Below are 22,242 nucleotides of genomic sequence, written 5' to 3'. Positions count from 1 at the left end.
GATGAGTTTTTTATATATTGGGGATAAAGGTTATGAGTTTAAAATAGGTAATAATATTTTAGAGATAATACAAAATAATAACTTAGGAATGGAGAGCCCATGTGGGGGTAAGGGATTATGCGGTAAGTGCAAGATAAAGGTATTAAATGGTGATATAAATCCTTTAACCAAAGAAGAGATAAAATTTCTAAGTAAAGAAGAAATTAAAAATAATATACGATTGGGTTGTTTAGTATATCCCAAAAGTGATATAAATGTAGAATTGTTAAATAAACAAAATATCAATCACAAAATATTAACAGATGGATATATGCCTAATTTCAATAAAGAGGTACAAATTGAAAAAAATATTTATGATATAAAAAAACCTACCTTAGAAAATAACTTATCTTATGAAGAGATATTAAAAAATATACTAAACACTGAGATAGAGGATTATGAAATATTAAAAAATATATCCAATTTATTTATGTATGACAAATTTAGTGCTGTTTATATAAACGGGGAACTAACAGGGCTTGAAAGTTCAAATATAAGTGAAGAGATATATGCTATAGCTGTAGATATAGGAACTACAACCGTAGTTTGTTCATTAGTAGATATTAAAAAACAATGTGAAATTGCATCGGAAAGTGAAATAAACCCACAAAAAGAATATGGGTTAGATGTATTATCACGTATTAATTATATAAAAAATAAAGATAATGGATTAGAAACTTTACATAAAAGTATTATTGATTGTATTAATAAGTTAATAAATAAACTATGTGAAAATAATTGTATAAATAAAGCTAATATATATGAAGTATCTATAGCTGCAAACACTACAATGATGCATATATTAACTAATATTAATCCTCTATCAATTGGAAAATCACCTTATTCACCTATATTTATAAAAAGTAAAAATTTAAAATCCAAAGAATTAGGAATAAATATATCTAACTTTGGGAGAGTGCACTTGCTTCCGGGGGTATCTAGTTATATAGGTGCTGATATTGTGTCAGGGGTAGCAGTTTGTGATTTGAAAAATGAATCCAAAAACGTATTATTCATAGATATAGGTACTAATGGTGAAATGGTTTTATCCCAAAAAGGTAAATTAGTTTCGTGTTCTTGTGCGGCAGGGCCAGCTTTAGAAGGAATGAACATAAGTTGTGGAATGAGAGCTGGTGATGGAGCTATTGAAAATATAAAAATAGAAGATAATATAAAAATAAAAGTTATAGGGGATAAGATACCTATTGGTATATGTGGAAGTGGAATAGTAGATGCAATAAGTGAATTAGCAAGATTAAATCTAATAGGAAAAACAGGTAGAATAGCTAAAAAAGAAACTATAGAAAATCATAAAGAATTGAGTCATTTAAGTAAGTTTATAGTAGATGAAAATAAGAAGAGAAGATTTATTTTAATCAGTGAGCCTAATGAAATAGCTATTACTCAGGAAGATATAAGACAAGTACAACTTGCAAAGGGAGCAATACTATCAGGTATTTATGCATTAGTAGATGAAGCAAATATTAAAATAGATGAAATTGACGAGGTTATAATTGCTGGACAATTTGGAAAGCACTTGAGTGTAGAAAGTTTAGTAGGAGTAGGAATAATTCCAAAAGAACTTAAAAATAAAATAAAATATATTGGAAACTCATCTAAAACAGGAGCTATTATGAGCTTACTATCTAAAGATATTAGAAATAGTATGGATACAATAGCATATGAGATAGATTACTTTGAACTATCTACAAAAAATGGATATGAAAGGCTATTTACAGATTGTTTAAAATTTTAAATAGGTGATAAAATGATAAAATTAGATATAGTATCAGGATTCTTAGGATGTGGAAAAACAACTTTTATAAAAAAGATGTTAGAAAATATTAAAGATGAAAACATAGTAATAATAGAAAATGAATTTGGAGAAATAGGAATAGATGGAGAGCTTATAAAAAAAGAAGGGCTTGAAGTATTAGAGCTTCAAAATGGTTGCATATGTTGTAGTATAAAAATGAACTTTAGAGACACACTTATTAAAGCAATTAACAAATTAAAGCCAGATAGAGTTATTATAGAGCCAACAGGAATTGGATTATTAAGCGAGATAATAACTATGGTAGAAAGTCTAAATTTAGAGGATACTATAAAATTCAATTCTATAATTACAATAGTAGATGGTATAAATTACTTTGACTATTATGATAATTTTGGAGATTTTTATGAAGATCAAATAAAAAATGCTTTAACTATTATGATAAGTAAAAGTGAACTTATAGATAAGAAAAATATTGAAGATATAATAAAATCTTTAAAAAATATTAACAAAAATGCATATATAATACATGAAAATTGGGAAGATATATCATTTAGCAAATTATTTAAAATAATAGATATGGCAAATAGTGATTTAATTCAAGGGTTAGAAGCTATTGATAAAAAATATATTAGTGATAATATGAAAAATATAGAATCAGTATCTGTAAATCCATTAAAAGAATATAATATTGCTGATTTAGAAAAAATATTATCTATTTTAAGTAAAAATAATCTAGGAAAAATAATAAGATGTAAAGGTTTTGTAAATATAGATAATGGAGTAGTTGAAGTTAATTATATAAATGGAAATTACACTATAAAAGAATGTAATATAAATACAATATCTAAACTTTGTATTATAGGGGTTAAGTTAAATAAAAAAGATATTTTAAATTTATTTAAATAGAGGTATTTATAATGAATATAAAGTTTAAATGCAATCAAATTGAGAATGAAAATATACCTATAGAAATAGTCGGAAACTTAGGATTAAAATTTCCTGATTTACATACAAATCAAAATAGTATAGCTAGTATATCTAAAGCTATAAGAGATTTAAAAAATGATAGTATTTGTAAAGTTCCGTTTTGTACTACTGTGGAGGCAGAAGCATTAGGGGCAAGTATAAATTTAGGAGATGATAAAAATTGTCCTAGAATAAAGAATCATATATATAACAATGTAGAGGAATTAACAAATATTGAAAATATAGACTTTGAATCTGGGAGAATAAGTGAAGTATTAAAATCTATAGATATATTAAGCAAAGATAATATAGTTACATTAAATGTATGTGGGCCTATGACAATTATATCGCTTCTTATAGATCTTAAATATTTTTATAAAGGAGTTAAAAAAAATAAAGATATAATTGAAAACTTTATGAATATATTAGAGGAAAATATAGTAGCTTATATAGTAAATGGATATGAAAATGGAGCAAGGATAATATCTTATAGTGATCCAGTAGGAGATATAAATATGGTTGGACCAAAGGTATATAAAGAAATTGTTGCTCCTTACACTATTAATATAATAAAAAAAGCAACGAAAAAAATAGATGGAAGCATTATTCACTTATGTGGAAAAACATCTGAGGCATTGTATAATTTGGATTTATGTGATTTAGATGAAATAAAATATGATGAAAGTTTAAGTTATGGAGAAGCTATAGTTAAGTTGTTAGACAATAATGATGTTAAAATTATTGGAAACAACTGTATGAAAAGAACTCCATTTAAAACAAAAAACTCATTAATTTATGAAGTTAAAATAAATAAAGATTGATAATTAAAAGGGATGTACTATTACATCTCTTTTAATTATTATGAAGTTAAGATATTATACAGATGTAATTGAATTAGCTATTTTTTTAGAATCATCAATGCCTTTTAAAATCTCATAAATATTCATGAAAATTAATTTATCATCTCTTTCTTTCAAGTTATTAAATTCTTTTATTATAATATCTTTGCTTAAATTACCTGACAAATATTTCATTATATTTTCACAAGTAACAGTGATATCTAAATTTTTAATTCTATTATTAAGAATACTATTTTTAAAAACTCGTAAATTGCTCATTATAATACGCTCACTGCTTAAAAAACTTTCTATTTTATCACAAGATATAGTATTATTATTTATACTTATTTTTTCATTGGTAAGTTTATTTGTCAAAACAATTTTTAAAAAATTCGATTTATCAAAAGTACTAAAATTTAAGTCATGTAGATAATTTGAAATATTATCATTTAAATCTATTGATTTTGATATTAACATCTTAGTTACCTCTTTTATTTTATATGGAAATATAATTCTATTACTAACAAATGCGATTATACATCCTAATAAAATAAATTTAATTCTATCAAAAGATAAAATAGTAAAATCATTATTTGTGGCACCAATACTTAATGCAAAAATAGTAATAAATGTCATTTTCTTAGAATAATCTTTAAAATAATTACTAATATAACCACAAGCAAAACCTATAAACATTTTTATTTCAATGCTTGAAATTGAATGAAATAATATTTCGAATACAAAAACTCCTATTAATGTTCCTTTTATTCTATCTAACATTTTAGATTCGCTAGACTCTATGTAAGGTTGAGAAACTGAAGCAATAGTAAAAACTAACCACTTTCCTTTATATAAGCTAAAATAATCTACTATAAAAATACTTAAACTAACCATTAATGCAGTTCTAAAGGCGAAAGTAAATCTAAGTGAATTTCTATTGAATTTTCTTTTGATAATTTCTATTTCCTTTATTTTTTCGCTTATTCCATATTTTTTATCAGTATAAGATAAACCGCCATTTTCTATTTTAATTAAAATATCCCTTAATAATGTCATATTTTGCTTTAATTCATAAGAAATATAATATGAATAACCGTGTTCATCTTCTTTGTATATGAACTTATTTAATTCATCTTTTAGCTCTGAAGCAGTTTTTTTACCCTCTATATATTTTAATATATCTAAAAATAAAAGTTTTAAACTTTTTAATACATCCTCGCATATATTTAAACTTTCACTATCTTTTAAAACCTTTTCTAAAATTATATTAGTTCCTTCTATAGTTTGAACTATACATAAATAAACTCTACTTATATCAGAGACTAAAAAAGTTTTTTCCTTTCTATAATATAAGTTTTGAGAAAGAGATTTAAGTTCCTTATTTAACAACTTGTTATTCTGTGTAATCAAAGACGTATCTTTTTTTTGCATTAAAACATCAATCTCATCTATTAATAAATTTAAACTCTTACAAATAGATATTTTTGATTTAATCCAAAACTTATTTTTATTTACACATAATTGAACAAACATTATTAAAATACCAGATAGTATAAGCGCATAAATCCTATATAAAAATAGACTTTTATCTACAGGAAAATAAAAAACAAATAAATATGTTAAGACAAAAGGCATATATATAGGTTTATTAGTATCATATGTGAAAATATATATTATAAAAAATATTGAGATAAAAGTAACAATAAGAGCTAAAAATGGAGATAATGATGCTATAAATGCAGAAACGCCTATAAATACTTCTAGTAATATAAACTTAAATGTATTTTTTATTGGAGTTACTGTATAGTCATTACCCATCAAAATTATTGCAGCCATAAAAGCTGTTACTCCAACTAGCATATTTGAGTTTCCAAATAAAACTTTAAATATTATAACTGTTGGAATTATACCTATAAATATTAATGTTTTAGATACTAAATTTTTCATCTTGCACCACCTAAATTGAAGTTATAAATAAAACTATTTACATTTAAAATTTACCCTTATAAAAAAAAATAAAACTTAAGCAATAGAAAATTTATCATTAGTATTTCTAATAAAACATATAATGTTTTATTAGAAATACTAATTAGGAGGGTGGTATTTATATACTGTAAATTGATAATTAAGATAGACAATCAAAACTTAGTTATAGATGGGATGATAGATAAAGTAGTTAATATTCTGATGTATTTTTATAAATTATTAAAAAAAGAATCAAAATATATTCTAGATAGGCTTATAGAGCATATAGATTTAAATTATTCAAGCGAGTCTATTTTATATAAAATAAATCTAGATGAAATTTCTAATATTAATAAACTTTATTTAGACTTTGAATGTAGTCAAAATAAGGTTATATTCTTGCAAATATATAGTAATGATTTTAATAATAACTTAGTAATAGATAGACATATAAAACATATGATTAAGGATTCAAATGAATATAAAGTTCCTATGTTGATTGATGTTAGTTATAAAGTAAAGAAGTTTAGTTATGATTATATACATTTATTCAACCAATATAAAAAAAATATTTACTTAAAGAAGAATTTGAAAATGAATAAGAATAATAATTATTCAAATAAAATAGAAATTTATATCAAAGATAACCTAAATAAAATAGAATTAAATATATTTAAGCATATAAGTGATAAGTTTAGATTTAATATAGTAAGTCCATCTAAAATTAAAGTGAAAAATATTGACAAAAGCCTAGTTTGTGATATAGAAAATGCAAATATATTATTTGATTTAAAGAATGAAAATAACATAAATATAAAAATACAATCAAATAGTTTTTTAGAAAAAGGTAAATGGAAGGTAATATTAGAACCATTAAATATATGCAAAGGAAATGTAGATATATATTCAAAAATTGAAGCTAATGACCTAGATAAATTAAGATTAGAAGATGAAGAGATAACATTTCTTATATTTAATGGAATAAAGTTAGAAAAAAAATATAGATATAGCAGAGAACTTCAGAATTTAGAATTGGATTTAAGTAATTTGATTCCAATATTTATTGTAGACTATAAAGATGGGTTTGAAGAAGATATAAAAACCTTAAAATCTATTTATGAATTTAGAAAGTTAGGACCTAAATTTGGTATTTTATATGTTTATAAGAATGAATTAAAAAATATAGGAGAACTATATAGGATTAAATCTATTTCACGAATACAAAGATATGCAAAAATGGTTCAATTGGCAGAATTAATACCTGGTACGACAGATGGATATGTAGCAAATGAAGATATAGGAGCTAATTTTTTTAAGACTAATCCTAATATAGATATAGATGGTAGTGGAGTTTTAATCTCTATTGCTAATTCAGGAATTGATTATCTTCACCCAGACTTTATATATCCTGATGGAACATCAAAAATATTATATTTATGGGACCAAACAAAGGAAGGAAAGCCCCCAGAGGGATTTAAGATAGGCACGGAATATACAAGAGAAGACATAAATAAAGCTATAAAAGAAAACAACCCAGATTTATCAGTTGATGAAGAAGGAATAGGAACTGCTCTGAGTGGAATATGTACAGGTCTAGGGAATGGAGAACGAGAATATGCAGGAGTAGCAGAAGGTAGTGAATTGATAGTTATAAAATTAAAAAAAATAGATGGATATTACAATTCAGCAACGCTTCATATAGCTATGAGATATGCATATCAAAAAGCTAAGGAAAATAATATGCCCCTAATTAATCAGGTTTCTTTAGGTAGCAACGAAGCTATAGTTACAGGGACTCTTATAATACCGGATGATTTGTTCTATGAATATGGAATATGTGAAGTAGTAGCAGCGGGAAATGAAGGAAGTGGTAAAAGTCATACAACAGGTAAAATTGAATTTAAAGGTGATATAAAAGATGTAGAAGTAGAGTTACAAGAAAATGAAAAAAATTTAGAAATAGATTTATGGATGAACAAGCCAGATACAGCTAATGTATCTATAATATCTCCATCGGGTGAAGAAAGTAAATCGACTTTTGTATCGAACTTTAACTTCATAGATGGATTATTTGACTTAGAAAATACTTATTACAATATGATTTGCTCATACCCATCTCCATACTCTGGATATCAACAAATAAATATTAATCTTGATAATATAAAAAAAGGTATTTGGAAAATAAGATTAAAAGGAGAAGATATAACAAATGGTATATATCAAATTTATTTACCAAATCGAAAATTATTAAAAGAAGGAACTAAATTTAGAGAAGGAAATCCAAATTATACAATAACATATCCAGGTGGATACAAAGATACAATAACTGTTGGAGTTTACGATAGTATAAATAACAGTATTTGGGCAAAATCTTCAAGAGGGCCAAGTATAGGAACTATAGGGAGAGTAACAAAACCTGACTTAATAGCTCCGGGAGTTAATATAATAGCACCGTACACAAAAGGAAGGTATGCAACAGTTACAGGAAGCTCTGTTTCAGCAGCTTTTGTTACAGGGGCAGTGGCACTTATAATGCAATATTCATTAGTTGATAAAAATTATAAAAATAAAGCAATAGTTCAAAAAATAGCTACGTATCTTAAGGCTGGAGCTAAGAGAAATGAAACATTACAATATCCAAATGCAAATTATGGATATGGAGTATTAGATATAGAAGGGATATTTGAACAATTAAAGTAAGATGTACGGGGGGGACTTAATGGAAGAGAAATCATATATATTAATATACAATGAAGATGTAGGGCTATTAGAGAATGAGCTTAAAAATAATAATATAGATAGATATCTTATCTTAAACAGAAAAATAGCATCTATTTATGTAAAAGGCGATTTTGACGAAAGTATTTTAAGTAAAATGGATTCAGTATATGACTGGGAGTTATCTATACCTATGAGCTCACTTATAGAAATCAATAATGATAAAAGTAATGGAACAGGGGCAAGAGAAGCATCTGGGGTTAATTATATTGATAAAAATCCTTATATAAACTCTTCTGGGAAAGATATAGTTATAGTTATTATAGATTCAGGAATAGATTATTTGCACCCAGATTTTATTAAAAGTGATGGAACTAGTAAGATTGTATCAATATGGGATCAGACAACTAATAAACAAAGTCCACCAGACGGATTGAAATTTGGAAGTGAATTTAAAAGAGAGCAAATCAATGAGTATATAAGAAATAGTGATTCATCATTGACTCAAGATAATATAGGAACAGGGACTGTTGCAGCAGGAATAGCTGTAGGAAGTGGCAGTTTAAATAAATCATATAAAGGCATAGCGATTGATAGTGAGCTTTTAGTAGTAAAACTTAGGGAGTATAAAGGTATATATAAGGAAAATATAATAAGCTATGAATTGAGTGACTTTTTGGCAGGAATTAGATACGCTATAGATTTCTATAAAAAAACTAATAAAGATATGGTAATAAACTTAACAATAGGAGAAAGGAGCAGGGCTGTAATACTAACTAACTTTCTAGATGCATTTGATGATTTGATTCGAGCAGGAATAGTGATAGTAAGTGGAGCTGGAAATGAAGGGAATACAGATATACATTTTAGAGGACAATTAACAAGCATTGATAGTGTAGAAGATATATTAATTCAAGTAGGTGAACAGAAAAACTTAGACATTACTGTAAGTTGTATAGGTCCAGACAAAATAACTCCATATGTAATATCACCTTCAGGAGAGTTAAGTTACAATATGAAGTATAGCCCTGAAGAAAGTGTTTATATAGGAAGATTTAATATTGAGGGTACAGATTATAAGTTAAAGTATAATTACCCATGGATAAAATCAGGAACAGAAGAGTTTATTATAAGGCTAATAAATGTAAAGCCAGGAATATGGACTATAAGATTGAAGCCACAATTTATTATAAATGGAGATTATGATATATTTTTACCAAATAAAAATTTAATAGACAAAGATACTAGGTTTATCAACTCAAATTCTTTCTCGACCACAACCTTGTTTGCTACTACTGAAAGTGTAATAACTGTAGGATGTTATAATAATAAAATAGATAGTATATGGATTGAATCATCAAGAGGAACGATAAATCAAAACCCACTTAAACCAGATATAGTAGCCCCTGGGGTAAATATAATAGGACCATATAAAAATAGTCAATACATAAGTAGTATAGGAACTGGGGTTTCTAGCTCTATAGTTAGTGGAATTGTAGCAGTTTTGATGGAATATATAAACTCACAAAGTATATTTGGAAGAAATTTACTATATACAGAAGCTTTAAAGGTGTATTTAATGCTAGGTGCAGAACGCCAAGGGATATATCAATACCCAAATGTAAATACTGGATATGGAGTTTTAAACTTTGAAAAAACTATGGAAGAAATAGCTAAGAAATTAAGATAATAAAGGAGTAGTTATGTGAGGAAAGTACAAGGGGAAAAAGCTAATACAGTAAATATGATATTTGGAGTAAGTATGTTTTTACTAATAGGAATTTTAAGACCTGCATTGATATACTTTTACAATATAGATATAATACGACAATTGATGGTAGTTATAATTGTAGCATTAGGATTTATTCTTTTTTTCGTAAAGGAATGCAAGAAAGGAAACTATTCAAAATTTGATAGATGTATTAATATATTTATTGTAATTAGCATTATTTTTATATCTAGAAATGAAATTAGTGTATATACTCCTATTTTAGCAATAATAACTTGTATAGTTATATATATATCGCATTCTAAAGTTTTGAATAACATAAACATAAAAAAATATATGAGTATATTTACAACTATTATAACAATACTGCTTATATATATTTTATTTTTTTATAATTTTACTGGGAATTTAAATGAATACTATAAAGAATATGGTTATAAATCATGTAGGATAATAAATGAGTTAAAAATTCCTGAAAATGCAAAAGAAATAAACTATAAATTGAGTGGCTATGACGTAGTAGATAGTATTGGTTATAGAATAAAATATATAGATAGCAGATATGATGAAACACCAATTTATATAAATGAATTAGAAAAAGATGGATGGAGAGTTTTAGATGTAGAATTCCTTAAAAATAAAGAAATATATAGATTACATAAAAATGAGAAACAAGTAGTTATAGAAATAAAAAAGAATAGCCTAATCGTAGGACTATTAGAAGATAAGCAAGACCATATAAAAGATATGATAAATAAAATGAGTTTAGATGAAAAGATAGGTCAAATGATAGTTGCAGGATTTAATGGAACTAATATAAATAGCGAAATTGAAACTTTAGTAAACGACTTAAAAGTTGGGGGAGTTATACTATTTTCTCGGAATGTAGAAAATTCAGAGCAACTATCAAGTCTAACAAAGAATATAAAATCTTTAAGTAAAAAAACACCTTTATTTATATCAATAGATGAAGAAGGTGGTAGAGTAAGTCGGCTTCCTAAAGATACAAAAAAATTTAAAAGGGCAAGAGATATAGGAAATACAAGTGATGTCAAATATGCATATAAAAATGGCATGAAATTAGGTAATACGTTAAAAGAGCATAATATAAATATGAATTTTGCACCAGTACTTGATATACATAGCAACCCTAAAAATACAGTAATAGGAGATAGGGCTTTTGGAAATAATGAAAATATAGTTTCAATTATGGGAATAGCTACCATGAACGGAATAAAGGAATCGGGAGTTATACCTGTGGTAAAACATTTTCCGGGACATGGAGATACAGAAGTTGATTCTCACTATGGACTTCCGAGCGTTAATAAAAGTTTAAAAGAGCTTGAGCAATTTGAATTAATTCCTTTTAAGAAAGCAATAGATAATGAATGTGATGCAGTTATGGTATCGCACATATTGATGGAAAATATAGATGATAAAAATCCAGCTACATTGTCTAAAAAAGTTATAAATGATTTACTAAGAAATAAAATGAATTTTGACGGAGTAGTAATAACTGATGATATGCTTATGAAAGCAATAAGCAATAGTATATCTATAGAAAAAGCAAGCATTAAATCTATAAATGCAGGTACTGATATTATTCTTATAGGAAATGATTTGAAAATTGTTAAAAGTACTATAAATGAAATTAAATTAGCAGTAAAAGATAATGAAATATCTGAAAAAAGAATTGATGAAAGTGTTTATAGGATACTCAAATTAAAGGAAAAATATGATATTTAAAATTAATGGATTTAATCTCACTTAATTACTAAGTGAGATTTTTTATGTTTAATAAAATTAAAATTAATGAAAGTATTGAAATAAGCCATAAAATATAAAAATAATAGGATATTAAGCTAGTATATGAAAATGTTTTGAGAAACTCGTTGAGTTATTGGAAAAATGAAATAAATAAATTTTTAACTTTAAATATTTTAAAAATTAATTAAAGAATATTAAAAAACGTACGATATAAAAGAGTATGTCTAAATGGAGAAAAATGTCTAAAAATGCAAAAAATAAAAATAATTAAATTTTTATTTTAAAAAATGGTTAATGTTAGTTTTAAATTATAGGAGGAGATAATATGAAAAATTTAAAAATAGGCAAAAAGTTAAATATATCATTTATGATAGTGTTGATTGTTTCTATGATTACAATTTTTTATGCGGTGTCTAAATTAATATATTTAGGCGATTTAACGGATAAAATATTTAGCGGACCTTACACAGTAACAAGTGAGGCAATGGGAGTTCGTAGAGAAGTAAATGGAGTAGGTAGATGTCTTGCAAGTGAAGTTCTTTCAGATGGAAAGGTTAGCTACAGAGAAGAACTTCAAAAAAGCTTAGATAAGGCATATGAACGACTTGATATAATTAGAGAAAGATACTCAGGAGATAAAAGTCAAGTTGATTCAATGGAAAATACTGTAAATAAATTAAAACAAGAGGTTGAATTAACATATTCTCTATTAGATAAAGGCGATATAGCGGGGGCTAAAGCAAACTTAAATTCAGAAACGTATAAGCAAGTATTTTATGATAGTTCAAAGACATCAATTGCACTATATGATAATTCAGAAGCAAATGGTCAAAGTTTTCATAAAGATATAAAAAGCACTATAACAAAAGCTGTAGTTATTGCTATTACTTTAGGAGTAATTACTATAGGTATAGGTATTATAATAGCAATTTATATAACAAAGAGTTTAAAAACTCCTATTGAAGAAATTGAAATAGCAACAAATAAAATGGCTGATGGAGATTTTGATGTTGAAGTTAACTATGAATCTGAAGATGAACTAGGTCATTTAGCAGATAGTATTAGAAAAATGAGCAATAATACAAATTTAGTTATAAATGATACAGTTCGTGTTTTAAATGAAGTTGCTTTAGGTAATTTTAATATTAATACAAATGCAGAATATATAGGTGTATTTAATAATATAGAATTATCTTTAAATAATATAACTGCAGATTTAAGCAAAACTATGGCACAAATAAACTCAGCATCAGAAGAAGTTGAAGCTGCAGCTGAACAAGTTGCTAGTGGATCACAAATGTTATCTCAAGGAGCAACAGAGCAAGCTAGTTCTGTAGAGGAACTATCATCTACTCTTATGGAGATTTCAGAAAAAATAAAAAACACTGCAAATAACGCAAAAGAAGCCAATGAGTTGACATTAAGTTCAGGACAAGAAGTAAAAGAAGGTAATAGACAAATGTCTGAAATGGTCAAAGCTATGGATGAGATATCTACTGCGTCAAATGAGATAGGTAGAATTTTAAAAACTATAGATGATATAGCTTTCCAAACTAATATATTAGCACTTAATGCAGCTGTAGAAGCTGCTAGAGCAGGAGATGCAGGTAAGGGATTTGCAGTTGTTGCAGATGAAGTTAGAAACTTAGCTGCAAAATCAGCAGAAGCTGCAAAAAATACAGCAGAGCTGATTGAAAACTCTATAAAAGCAGTTGAAAATGGAAGTGAAATCATGAACAATACAGCACAGTCACTTCAAAGAATAATTGAAAAAACCAATGAAACTATAGAAGTTGTAGATAATATAGCAAAAGCATCTGATGAACAGGCTATTGCAATTAATCAAGTTACTCTAGGCGTAGAAGAAATTTCATCAGTAGTACAAACAAACTCTGCAACATCAGAAGAAAGTGCTGCTGCAAGTGAAGAATTAAATGGACAAGCTCAAATGCTTAAGTCATTGATAGAAAGCTTTAATTTAAAAAACTAAATTAAGTAAATTTGAAAAATTCAGAAAAAAATAAAGGTTAATAGCTTTTAATATAGAATAATATTTATACGCATTTTAGTATGTGTATAAATATTATTTTTTTTTATTGCTAAAGTAAATATTTATATATCAAAATTTTATAAATATAAAATATATTATATAAAAATGAAATTAAAATGCAGATTAGAGTTACTTAAATTAGTGGGGTGAAAAATATGTTACAGAAGAAGGAAATGTTAAATTTAAAAGGAAAAGTAGCTGTTATATCAGGAGCTGCATCAGGTATTGGACTAGCTACAGCTCAACTTTTATCAGCATATGGAGCAAATGTTAAAATGCTTGATGTTAATGAAGCTGGGATTGAAGCAGCAAAAAATATATGTGATGAAGGAAGAAATGCTAAATTTTATAAATGTGATGTAACTTCTTACGAAAATTGCAAAAAAGTTATATCAGATATAGAAAAAGAGGAAGGAAGAATAGACATACTATTCAATAATGCAGGAGTTACAGTTAGAAAAACAGTAGTAGAATTAGAGGAAAGAGAATGGGACTTTGTATTAGATGTAGGATTAAAAGGAACATATCTTTTATCTAAATTTACAATACCTGTAATGGCTAAAAACGGAGGAGGAAGCATAGTCAATACGGGATCAGGATGGGGATTAAAAGGTGGAGATAAAGCTGCTGCGTATTGTGCTGTTAAGGGTGGTATTGTTAACTTAACTCGTGCTATGGCAATCGACCATGGACCTGATAATATAAGAGTAAACTCTATAAATCCGGGAGATACAGCAACTAATATGTTACAAGAAGAAGGAAGACAGTTAGGATTTGAAAAAGATACATTTTTTAAAGATTCAGCAGTAGGAAGACCATTAGAAAGATTAGGAATGCCTGAAGATATAGCGAATGCTGTATTATTTTTTGCAAGTGATTTATCAAGTTGGGTAACAGGAACAGCTTTAGTAGTTGACGGTGGGGGAATAGCATAATAGTTTAATAATTTATTTTAAAATTGAAGGGGGAAAACTAATGGCTATAAAAGGATTAAACTCACATCCATATATACCAAACTCAGTTAAGGAAATTCAAGAAGAAATGTTAAAAGAAATAGGATTAGATTCTTTAGAAGATTTACATGAAGAAGTTCCACAAAGTATAAGATTAAATAGAGTTATGAATTTACCAAAAGCTATACACTCAGAATATGAATTAAAGACTCATGTAGAAAAGATACTTAAAAAGAATCTTACATGTGAAGATAATTTAAACTTTTTAGGATATGGGTGTTATCAACATTATATACCTGCTGTATGTGATGAAGTAAATACAAGAGCAGAGTTTTTAACAGCTTATGGAGGAGAGCCTTATAATGATCATGGAAGGTTTCAAAGTTTATTTGAGTATGAAAGTTTAGTTGGAGAACTTGTTGATATGGATGTTGTAAGTGTCCCGACATTTGACTTATCTCAGGCTGCATCTACTGCAGTTAGAATGGCAAATAGAATAAATGGAAGAAAAAAAGCCTTAGTTCCTAAGACTATACATAAAGATAGATTTTTAGTTATGAAAAACTACTGTCATCCTAGCGTAGAATTTGAATTTATAAATTATGATGAAAATACAGGTTTACTAGATATAAATGATTTAAAATCAAAAATAAATGAAAATGTATGTGCTATATATATAGAAAATCCATCAGCACTTGGATTTATAGAGACTCAAGGACAATTAATAGCTGATATAGCACATGAAGTTGGTGCTATAAGTATAGTAGGGGTTGACCCTATAAGTTTAGGAGTACTTACTCCACCTAGTCAATATGGGGCAGATATAGTTGTTGGAGATGTTCAAACTTTAGGAAATCACATGAATTATGGGGGAGGACAGTCTGGATTTATATCTACGAGAGATGAAGAAAAATTTGTTATGGAATATCCATCTAGATTATTTGGAATAGCCCCAACTGATGTAGAAGGTGAGTATGGATTTGGAGATGTTGCTTATGATAGAACTTCTTTTGGGAATTTAAGAGAAAAAGGTAAAGAATTTGTTGGAACACAATCGGCACTTTTAGGTATAACTGCGGGAGTCTATTTATCGCTTATGGGTCCATATGGTATGAAAGAAGTTGGCCAAACTATAATGCAAAATAGTCAGTATGCAGCTAAAAAATTAAGCGAAATAGATGGAGTAAATTTAAAATTCAATTCGCCGTTTTTTAAAGAATTTATACTAGATTTTAATTCAACTAATAAAACAGTAAAAGAGATAAATGAAGCTTTACTTAAAAAGAATATATTTGCAGGTAAAGATTTAAGTAGTGATTACAGTGAACTAGGACAATGTGCGCTTTATTGTGTAACAGAGATACATAATAAAGAAATGATAGATACTCTAGTAGAAGAATTAAAAGAAGTATTAATTTAAAGGGGGAATTAATTTGAATAAAATAGATAGAGATTATAAAGTTAGAAACTTCCATCAAGCAAAATGGGATGAACCTATAATATTTGAACTATCACAAAAAGGAGAAAGAGGAGTTATACCACCAAATGCAAGTGAAGAAGTTGTAAATTGTATAGGAGATGGAGTAAGTGTACTTCCTGATAGCATGAAAAGAAAAGATATAGACTTACCAGAGATATCACAACATAGAGTGCTTAGACATTATTTAAGACTATCGCAACAAACATTAGGAGCAGATTTAAATATAGAGATAGGTCAAGGGACTTGTACGGTAAAATATAGTCCAAAAATAAATGAAAAATTATCTAGATTACCTCAAATGACAGAAATTCACCCATTACAGGATGAAAGTACAATTCAAGGTGTTCTAGAAATAATAAAACATACTGAAGATTACATGAAAGAAATATCAGGTATGGACAGATTTTCATTCCAACCAGGTGGAGGAAGTCAAGCTATAATGACTATGGCATCATTAGTTAGGGCATATCATGATAAAAATAAAGCTTCTGAAATTAAAGATGAAATAATAACTACTATATACTCTCATCCGTCGGATGCAGCAGCTCCAGCACTTAAAGGATATAAAATAATAAAAATATTACCAGATGAAAATGGATATCCAGATTATGAAGCATTCAAAGCAGCAGTATCAGAAAGAACAGCAGCTTTTATAGTTGCCAACCCAGAAGACACGGGTGTATTTAACCCAAGAGTTAAAGAGTTTACAGATTTAGTTCATGAGTTTGGAGGACTTTGCTGCTATGACCAAGCAAATGCAAATGGATTACTTGGAGTGACAAGAGCAAAAGAAGCTGGATTTGATATGTGTTTCTTTAATCTTCATAAAACATTCTCTGCACCTCATGGATGTGGAGGACCAGCTTGTGGAGTAGTAGGAGTAGTTGAAAAAATAGTATCATTTTTACCAGTTCCACTAGTTGATTATAATGAAAATAACAAAAACTATTTCTTAAATTACAACTTAGAAAATAGTATCGGTAAAGTAAGAATGTTTAATGGAGTTATACAGGTAGTACTAAAGGCTTATGCGTGGATGAGAAGTTTAGGAGCAGAAGGATTATATGAAGTTGCAAAAATAGCAGTATTAAATAACAACTATTTATTTAAAAAGCTAATGGAACATAAATCTATAGATGCACCATATATAGAAGGAAGACAAAGGGTAGAGCAAGTAAGATATACTCTTGAAAAATTAAAAGAAGATACAGGAATAGGGACTGGAGATATACAAAGAAGAATGATGGATTTTGGTATGCATTATTGGACTTCACATCATCCATACTATATACCAGAGCCATTTACTCTTGAGCCTACAGAAACACCATCTAAAGAAGATTTAGATGAGTATATTGAAACACTTAAGTATATAATAGATGAAGCTTATGAAGATGCAAATATAGCATTAAATGCACCATATAGAAGTAGTATACATAAAGTAGATGAATCGGAGTTGGATGATCCTAATAAATGGGCAATAACATGGAGAGCGTACAAGAAAAAGTGTAATAAACAAACTCAAAATGCATAATTAAAAAATTAGTTATTAAAATAGACACAGAATAAAAATCCTAAAGATTTTTTATGTGTCTATTTTAATATAGATAAAAAGAGGTAGAAAATATGATAAAAATCGGTCTTATAATAAATCCTATAGCAGGAATGGGAGGATCAGTTGGACTAAAAGGTACTGATGGAGAAGAAATAGTAGAAAAAGCAATAAGTTTAGGAGCTAAGCCAAAGTCATCTATAAAAGCAATTATAGCATTAGAACAAATAGAAAATTTAAAAGAAGATATAAAAATAGTAACAGGTCCAAAAGACATGGGAGAAAATGAGGCTAAAAAATTAGGGTTTAATGTTGAAGTAATAGATATAAAAAATTATAGAAAAAATGGAATAGATACTGTAAATATATGCAAAGAAATGTTGAAAAAAAACATAGAAATAATATTATTTGTGGGTGGAGACGGAACGGCTAGAGATGTATATGAAGGAGTGGGCGATAAAACTATAACACTGGGGATACCTTCAGGGGTTAAAATACATTCTCCTGTATATGCAATAAATCCAAAAAGTGCAGGGGTTGTAGCTTATAAATATATAACCCAAAAAATAAAATCAACAATTATGAGAGAAGTAGTAGACCTAGATGAAACTATGTACAGAGAAGGTAGAGTTAATACAAAGTTATATGGTTATTTAAGGGTACCACTAGATAATGAAGCAATACAAAATAAAAAAGCTCCAACACCACTTAGCGAAGAATGTGCTCAAAAATCTATAGGGTTGTTTATAGCTGACAATATGGAGAAAGATACTATATATATAATAGGCCCAGGAACTACTACTAAAGCAATACTTGATACTTTAAATTTGGAGAGTACGCTTTTAGGAGTGGATATAATTAAAAATAAAAAAATTATAAAATTAGATGCAAATGAAGCTGATATATTAAAATTTATAAGAGGTAATAAAACTAAACTAATAATAACTCCTACTGGAGGGCAAGGTTATCTATTAGGTAGAGGAAATCAACAAATAAGCTATAAGGTTATTAAAGAAATCAACAAAGAAAATATACTAGTAGTATCTACACTTTATAAAATAAAAAGCTTAAAATTTAAACCTTTATATATAGATACTTCTAATGAAGAAGTTGATAATATGTTAAGTGGATATATAAAGGTCATAATAGGATATAAAGATGAAATAATGTATAAAGTTAAAAATTAGAAATTAATATCAATATATAAGTTCTTATGTAAATTAAATATATATTACATAAAAACTATGAATTAAAAATTAATATAAATAAGCTATCTTAAGAAGAAATTTATTAAATAAATAACTTGCTTAAGATAGCATTTTAAATTAATTAATTGAGCTTATTTTAGGAATAGAGTATATAGTTATACCTGATTCAGTATTGTTTACAACCATTATTCCATTACCGGCGAATTCTATAACTCCGTCAATATATTCTACAGACTTAGAATCTACTTCATTATTAACTATATCTACATCGATATCTTTTACTACACTAGAAACTTTTTTGTCTAAGTTTACCTCATTTATAACATTATTATTATTTTTAATAAGTTCAATAGAATTAATAACAGGCGTTGTTTCTACACCTTCAATGTTTTCTACAGTATCATAAGATATATTTTTTATGTTATTAATAATATCATAATTATTTTTTGAAACTACAAAAGCAGTTTCTATCTCATTGGTGATATTTTTAATTGTAGATTTAGATGTATTTATAACATCTTTTAACGAGACAATATTATTAGCCTGATATTCTACCAAATTGTTATTATAATAAATATCCAAGGACTGTAGAACCTTATTTTTAGTAACACTTATATCCAATAGTGATTTTTCTAGCTGTACTTCAGATATATTACCAATTAAGTTATCTACAGTATCTTCAACTACATTGAATGTTTTTAAACATAATTCTAAAGGTTCAAAAGTTCCATCATCTAAAACTACACCTATATATTTTTCTCCAGTAGGATCTAACATAAGAGGTTTACCATCTAATTCATCTTTATCTAAAAAAGTATTCATAGGTCTTAAGTCTAGTACCTTTACAGTCTTGGTTTGTATAATTTGTTTTTTAGGGTTTATATTTGATAAAGTGTTTTCTAAATAGTGTGGAGTAATATTTGTAATAGAATCTAAGTGTCTTTGATTTATTTTATCTATTGCTTTTGTAGATGTTTGGTCTATGGATATATTGTAATTTTTTATTTCTAAATCATCTAAGACGCTGATATTTTCTGTATTAATAGGTCTTGAAACTTCTATTTCTTCTGAATTATTAGTCAGTACTAATTTTTCTTCTGTTTCAAGGTTACTCAATATATTTTTAGTGTTTTTCTCAATTGAATTTATAACATTTAATTTACCTATACCTAAATCAATATCTTCTAAAACTTCTTTTCTTTTTACATCTAAATTTGTATCTGCATTCAATATGTTTTCTTTATCTATACTTGATGTTATGGAGTGGTGATTAGTATCCAGGGATGTATTATAATTTATAGATTTTATATTTTTCATATTTTTTATTATATAATCCTGAAGATTATCATTTGTATTAAATTTATTATTAGAATAAATATTAAAATTATGAGTATTCCTTTTTGGGGATGAAGAGTTTGAGTCATAAATTTCTTTATAATTATAAAAAGTTATATTTCCAAAATTTTTTAATAATAGATTTTTAAACTCAGCAGGTATAGTATCTACAAGTATTTTTACTTTTAATATGGTATTTAAATTTATAGCTTTATTTTTATAAAGAAGTATATTTTTATTTATTAAAAAATTATTAGATTTTGAAGTTGAGATAATTATGTTATGAACCAAATTATCTTCCGTTGTAATAGATAGAGGAACGTAAAAGTCATCGTTGTTTACTACATTGTATACTAGTTCTTTTATCACATTAAAAATATCTAGTATTGATATAAGATTAGAATCAGTATTATTCATGTATGGGACCTCCTAGAATAAACAATATATTATAGTTATATTTATGTAAATTTATAATATATTATTACAAATACCAAAAATCTTACTTTATGTGCATAAATAAAAAAGGTTCATTTATAAAAAATGAACCCATTTATTTATATAATCTTAAATACTATTTTTTAGTGAATAAACCTATTTTTCATGATACTTAAATTTGTCAGGTGCTGAGTATACAACTAATTCATCGGGCTTTATAATATGAAATTTTTCTTTAATTAATAGTTGCTCAAATATTGTACCGAAAAACTTATTAGAATCAGTAGAGTATGAGCTTGTTGGTATTATGCACTTAACTGATAATTCAAGTTTGAATTTTGCTTTCAATGTCAATTCTTCATCAGTTTGAGGCAAGCAAATATTATCAAATAAATTAGTAAGTGGATATGGAGGAGCAATATTAGTAGTACCTCCTGTAAATTTATTTCTAGCTTTGAAAGGTTGGCAACCTATAAAACCTTCAACTATATATTCTGGATTAGTAACGCCAAGATTATTAGTTTTAGGGCTTTGAAGCAAGCTTACTTTTCTTCCTTCATCACAGCAAAGATATGATGGTGTTAGGTTACCTTCGAACTTAGTATATAAGTTTGTATCAGTAGCACATGATAATGGACTATCTGAAGTAAGGTTAATAGCATTTCCATCTATATTTATAGGTAGAGTAGTGTCATTAAATCCAAGACAATCATATTTTACAGTGATTTTTTCTATACATACTTTTGCACCATCTTCATATGAAATACCTTCAGGAGGAGCATCTACAGTAAATTGTACAGTAGGTACAGTTCTAGATAATTTTTCACAAATATATTTAAAATCATAGATTCTATCTGTTAGTATAGGTGTACATACAGCACATCCTATATCTGGACACTTAAACTCTATTGGGTCACAACATTTCATACAATTATTTTGTTGTGGTTTTGTTTTTTCTGGGCAACAACAAGGGTTTGTTTTTTTATCATGATCATAGTCTGGTTTATCATAACAATGATCATAATGAGGCTTATCATGGCAATAATCATGTTTTGGTTTATCAGGGTAGTGATCATAGTCTGGTTTATCATAACAATGATCATAATGAGGCTTATCATGGCAATAATCATGTTTTGGTTTATCATAGCAACCATAGTCTGGTTTATAGTAGCAATGATCACAATGAGGCTTATCGTAGTAATAATCATGCTCTGGTTTATAGTAGCAATGGTCATGATGTGGTTTATCATGGTAATAATCAATGTTGTTATCTAATCGATTAGTCTTATTTTCCTTCATATTTATATATCCTCTCCTGTATTTATTAAGAAAAGCTTGTATTCTTCTCTTTACTTAAATATATGATATATTTATATATTTGTTACTTTTATAAATAAATTTTGTCTAAAAATATGAATAAAATAGCATTCGT

At 26.9% G+C, this 22,242-nt stretch carries 14 protein-coding genes; 11 read left to right on the top strand and 3 right to left on the bottom strand.

Going from position 1 to position 22,242, the window contains the following annotated elements; all coding sequences use genetic code 11:
• Position 1: 1 nt before the first annotated feature.
• Genes ACEXNK_RS03730 through ACEXNK_RS03720 form a run of 3 tightly spaced genes read left to right on the top strand, consistent with a single transcriptional unit; the run spans position 2 to position 3,603 of the window.
• Positions 2-1,795, top strand: coding sequence for an ASKHA domain-containing protein (locus tag ACEXNK_RS03730; RefSeq protein WP_373600559.1), 1,794 nt, complete (start codon positions 2-4; stop codon positions 1,793-1,795).
• A 12-nt stretch (positions 1,796-1,807) separates the two neighbouring features.
• Entirely contained in the window at positions 1,808-2,722 is a 915-nt protein-coding gene (locus ACEXNK_RS03725) for a GTP-binding protein (RefSeq protein WP_373600558.1), read from the top strand.
• 11 nt (positions 2,723-2,733) lie between these two features.
• A complete protein-coding gene (locus ACEXNK_RS03720; RefSeq protein ID WP_373600557.1) occupies positions 2,734-3,603 on the top strand; it encodes a uroporphyrinogen decarboxylase family protein in 870 nt (289 codons plus the stop codon).
• A 54-nt stretch (positions 3,604-3,657) separates the two neighbouring features.
• Here ACEXNK_RS03720 and ACEXNK_RS03715 read toward each other — a convergent pair whose 3' ends face one another.
• Positions 3,658-5,568: an FUSC family protein gene (locus tag ACEXNK_RS03715; protein WP_373601550.1), complete on the bottom strand. Its 1,911-nt coding sequence runs from the start codon at positions 5,566-5,568 to the stop codon at positions 3,658-3,660.
• A gap of 150 nt (positions 5,569-5,718) precedes the next feature.
• On the opposite strand from ACEXNK_RS03715, the gene ACEXNK_RS03710 reads away from it, so the two are divergent.
• The 8 genes from ACEXNK_RS03710 (at position 5,719) to ACEXNK_RS03675 (ending at position 19,019) form a co-directional block, all read left to right on the top strand.
• The gene (locus ACEXNK_RS03710; protein WP_373601549.1) at positions 5,719-8,286 is read left to right on the top strand and encodes a S8 family serine peptidase; all 2,568 of its coding nucleotides are present in this window, start codon (positions 5,719-5,721) and stop codon (positions 8,284-8,286) included.
• A gap of 19 nt (positions 8,287-8,305) precedes the next feature.
• Complete coding sequence (gene cspC, locus ACEXNK_RS03705) at positions 8,306-9,994, top strand: bile acid germinant receptor pseudoprotease CspC (protein WP_373600554.1); 1,689 nt, start codon at positions 8,306-8,308, stop codon at positions 9,992-9,994.
• Between the two features lie 15 nt (positions 9,995-10,009).
• Entirely contained in the window at positions 10,010-11,779 is a 1,770-nt protein-coding gene (gene nagZ, locus ACEXNK_RS03700) for a beta-N-acetylhexosaminidase (RefSeq protein ID WP_373600553.1), read from the top strand.
• A gap of 346 nt (positions 11,780-12,125) precedes the next feature.
• The gene (locus tag ACEXNK_RS03695) at positions 12,126-13,790 is read left to right on the top strand and encodes a methyl-accepting chemotaxis protein (RefSeq protein WP_373600552.1); all 1,665 of its coding nucleotides are present in this window, start codon (positions 12,126-12,128) and stop codon (positions 13,788-13,790) included.
• 215 nt (positions 13,791-14,005) lie between these two features.
• Positions 14,006-14,785 carry an SDR family NAD(P)-dependent oxidoreductase gene (locus ACEXNK_RS03690; protein WP_373600551.1) on the top strand — a complete coding sequence of 260 codons (780 nt, stop codon included), beginning with the start codon at positions 14,006-14,008 and terminating at the stop codon, positions 14,783-14,785.
• 40 nt (positions 14,786-14,825) lie between these two features.
• Positions 14,826-16,223, top strand: coding sequence for an aminomethyl-transferring glycine dehydrogenase subunit GcvPA (gcvPA, locus tag ACEXNK_RS03685; protein ID WP_373600550.1), 1,398 nt, complete (start codon positions 14,826-14,828; stop codon positions 16,221-16,223).
• Between the two features lie 13 nt (positions 16,224-16,236).
• The gene (gene gcvPB / locus ACEXNK_RS03680) at positions 16,237-17,814 is read left to right on the top strand and encodes an aminomethyl-transferring glycine dehydrogenase subunit GcvPB (protein ID WP_373600549.1); all 1,578 of its coding nucleotides are present in this window, start codon (positions 16,237-16,239) and stop codon (positions 17,812-17,814) included.
• A 92-nt stretch (positions 17,815-17,906) separates the two neighbouring features.
• Positions 17,907-19,019: an ATP-NAD kinase family protein gene (locus ACEXNK_RS03675; RefSeq protein WP_373600548.1), complete on the top strand. Its 1,113-nt coding sequence runs from the start codon at positions 17,907-17,909 to the stop codon at positions 19,017-19,019.
• A gap of 138 nt (positions 19,020-19,157) precedes the next feature.
• Here the strand turns inward: ACEXNK_RS03675 and ACEXNK_RS03670 are convergent, their stop codons facing one another.
• Both ACEXNK_RS03670 and ACEXNK_RS03665 read right to left on the bottom strand, forming a co-directional pair.
• Complete coding sequence (locus tag ACEXNK_RS03670; protein ID WP_373600547.1) at positions 19,158-20,792, bottom strand: hypothetical protein; 1,635 nt, start codon at positions 20,790-20,792, stop codon at positions 19,158-19,160.
• 174 nt (positions 20,793-20,966) lie between these two features.
• Positions 20,967-22,109 carry a hypothetical protein gene (locus ACEXNK_RS03665; protein WP_373600546.1) on the bottom strand — a complete coding sequence of 381 codons (1,143 nt, stop codon included), beginning with the start codon at positions 22,107-22,109 and terminating at the stop codon, positions 20,967-20,969.
• Positions 22,110-22,242 lie beyond the last annotated feature (133 nt).

It is taken from the genome of Paraclostridium bifermentans (genome assembly GCF_964259345.1).
GTDB lineage: Bacteria > Bacillota > Clostridia > Peptostreptococcales > Peptostreptococcaceae > Paraclostridium > Paraclostridium bifermentans_B.
Note: the sequence above shows the minus strand (reverse complement) of the source record. Positions and strands in the feature narration are given on the sequence as shown.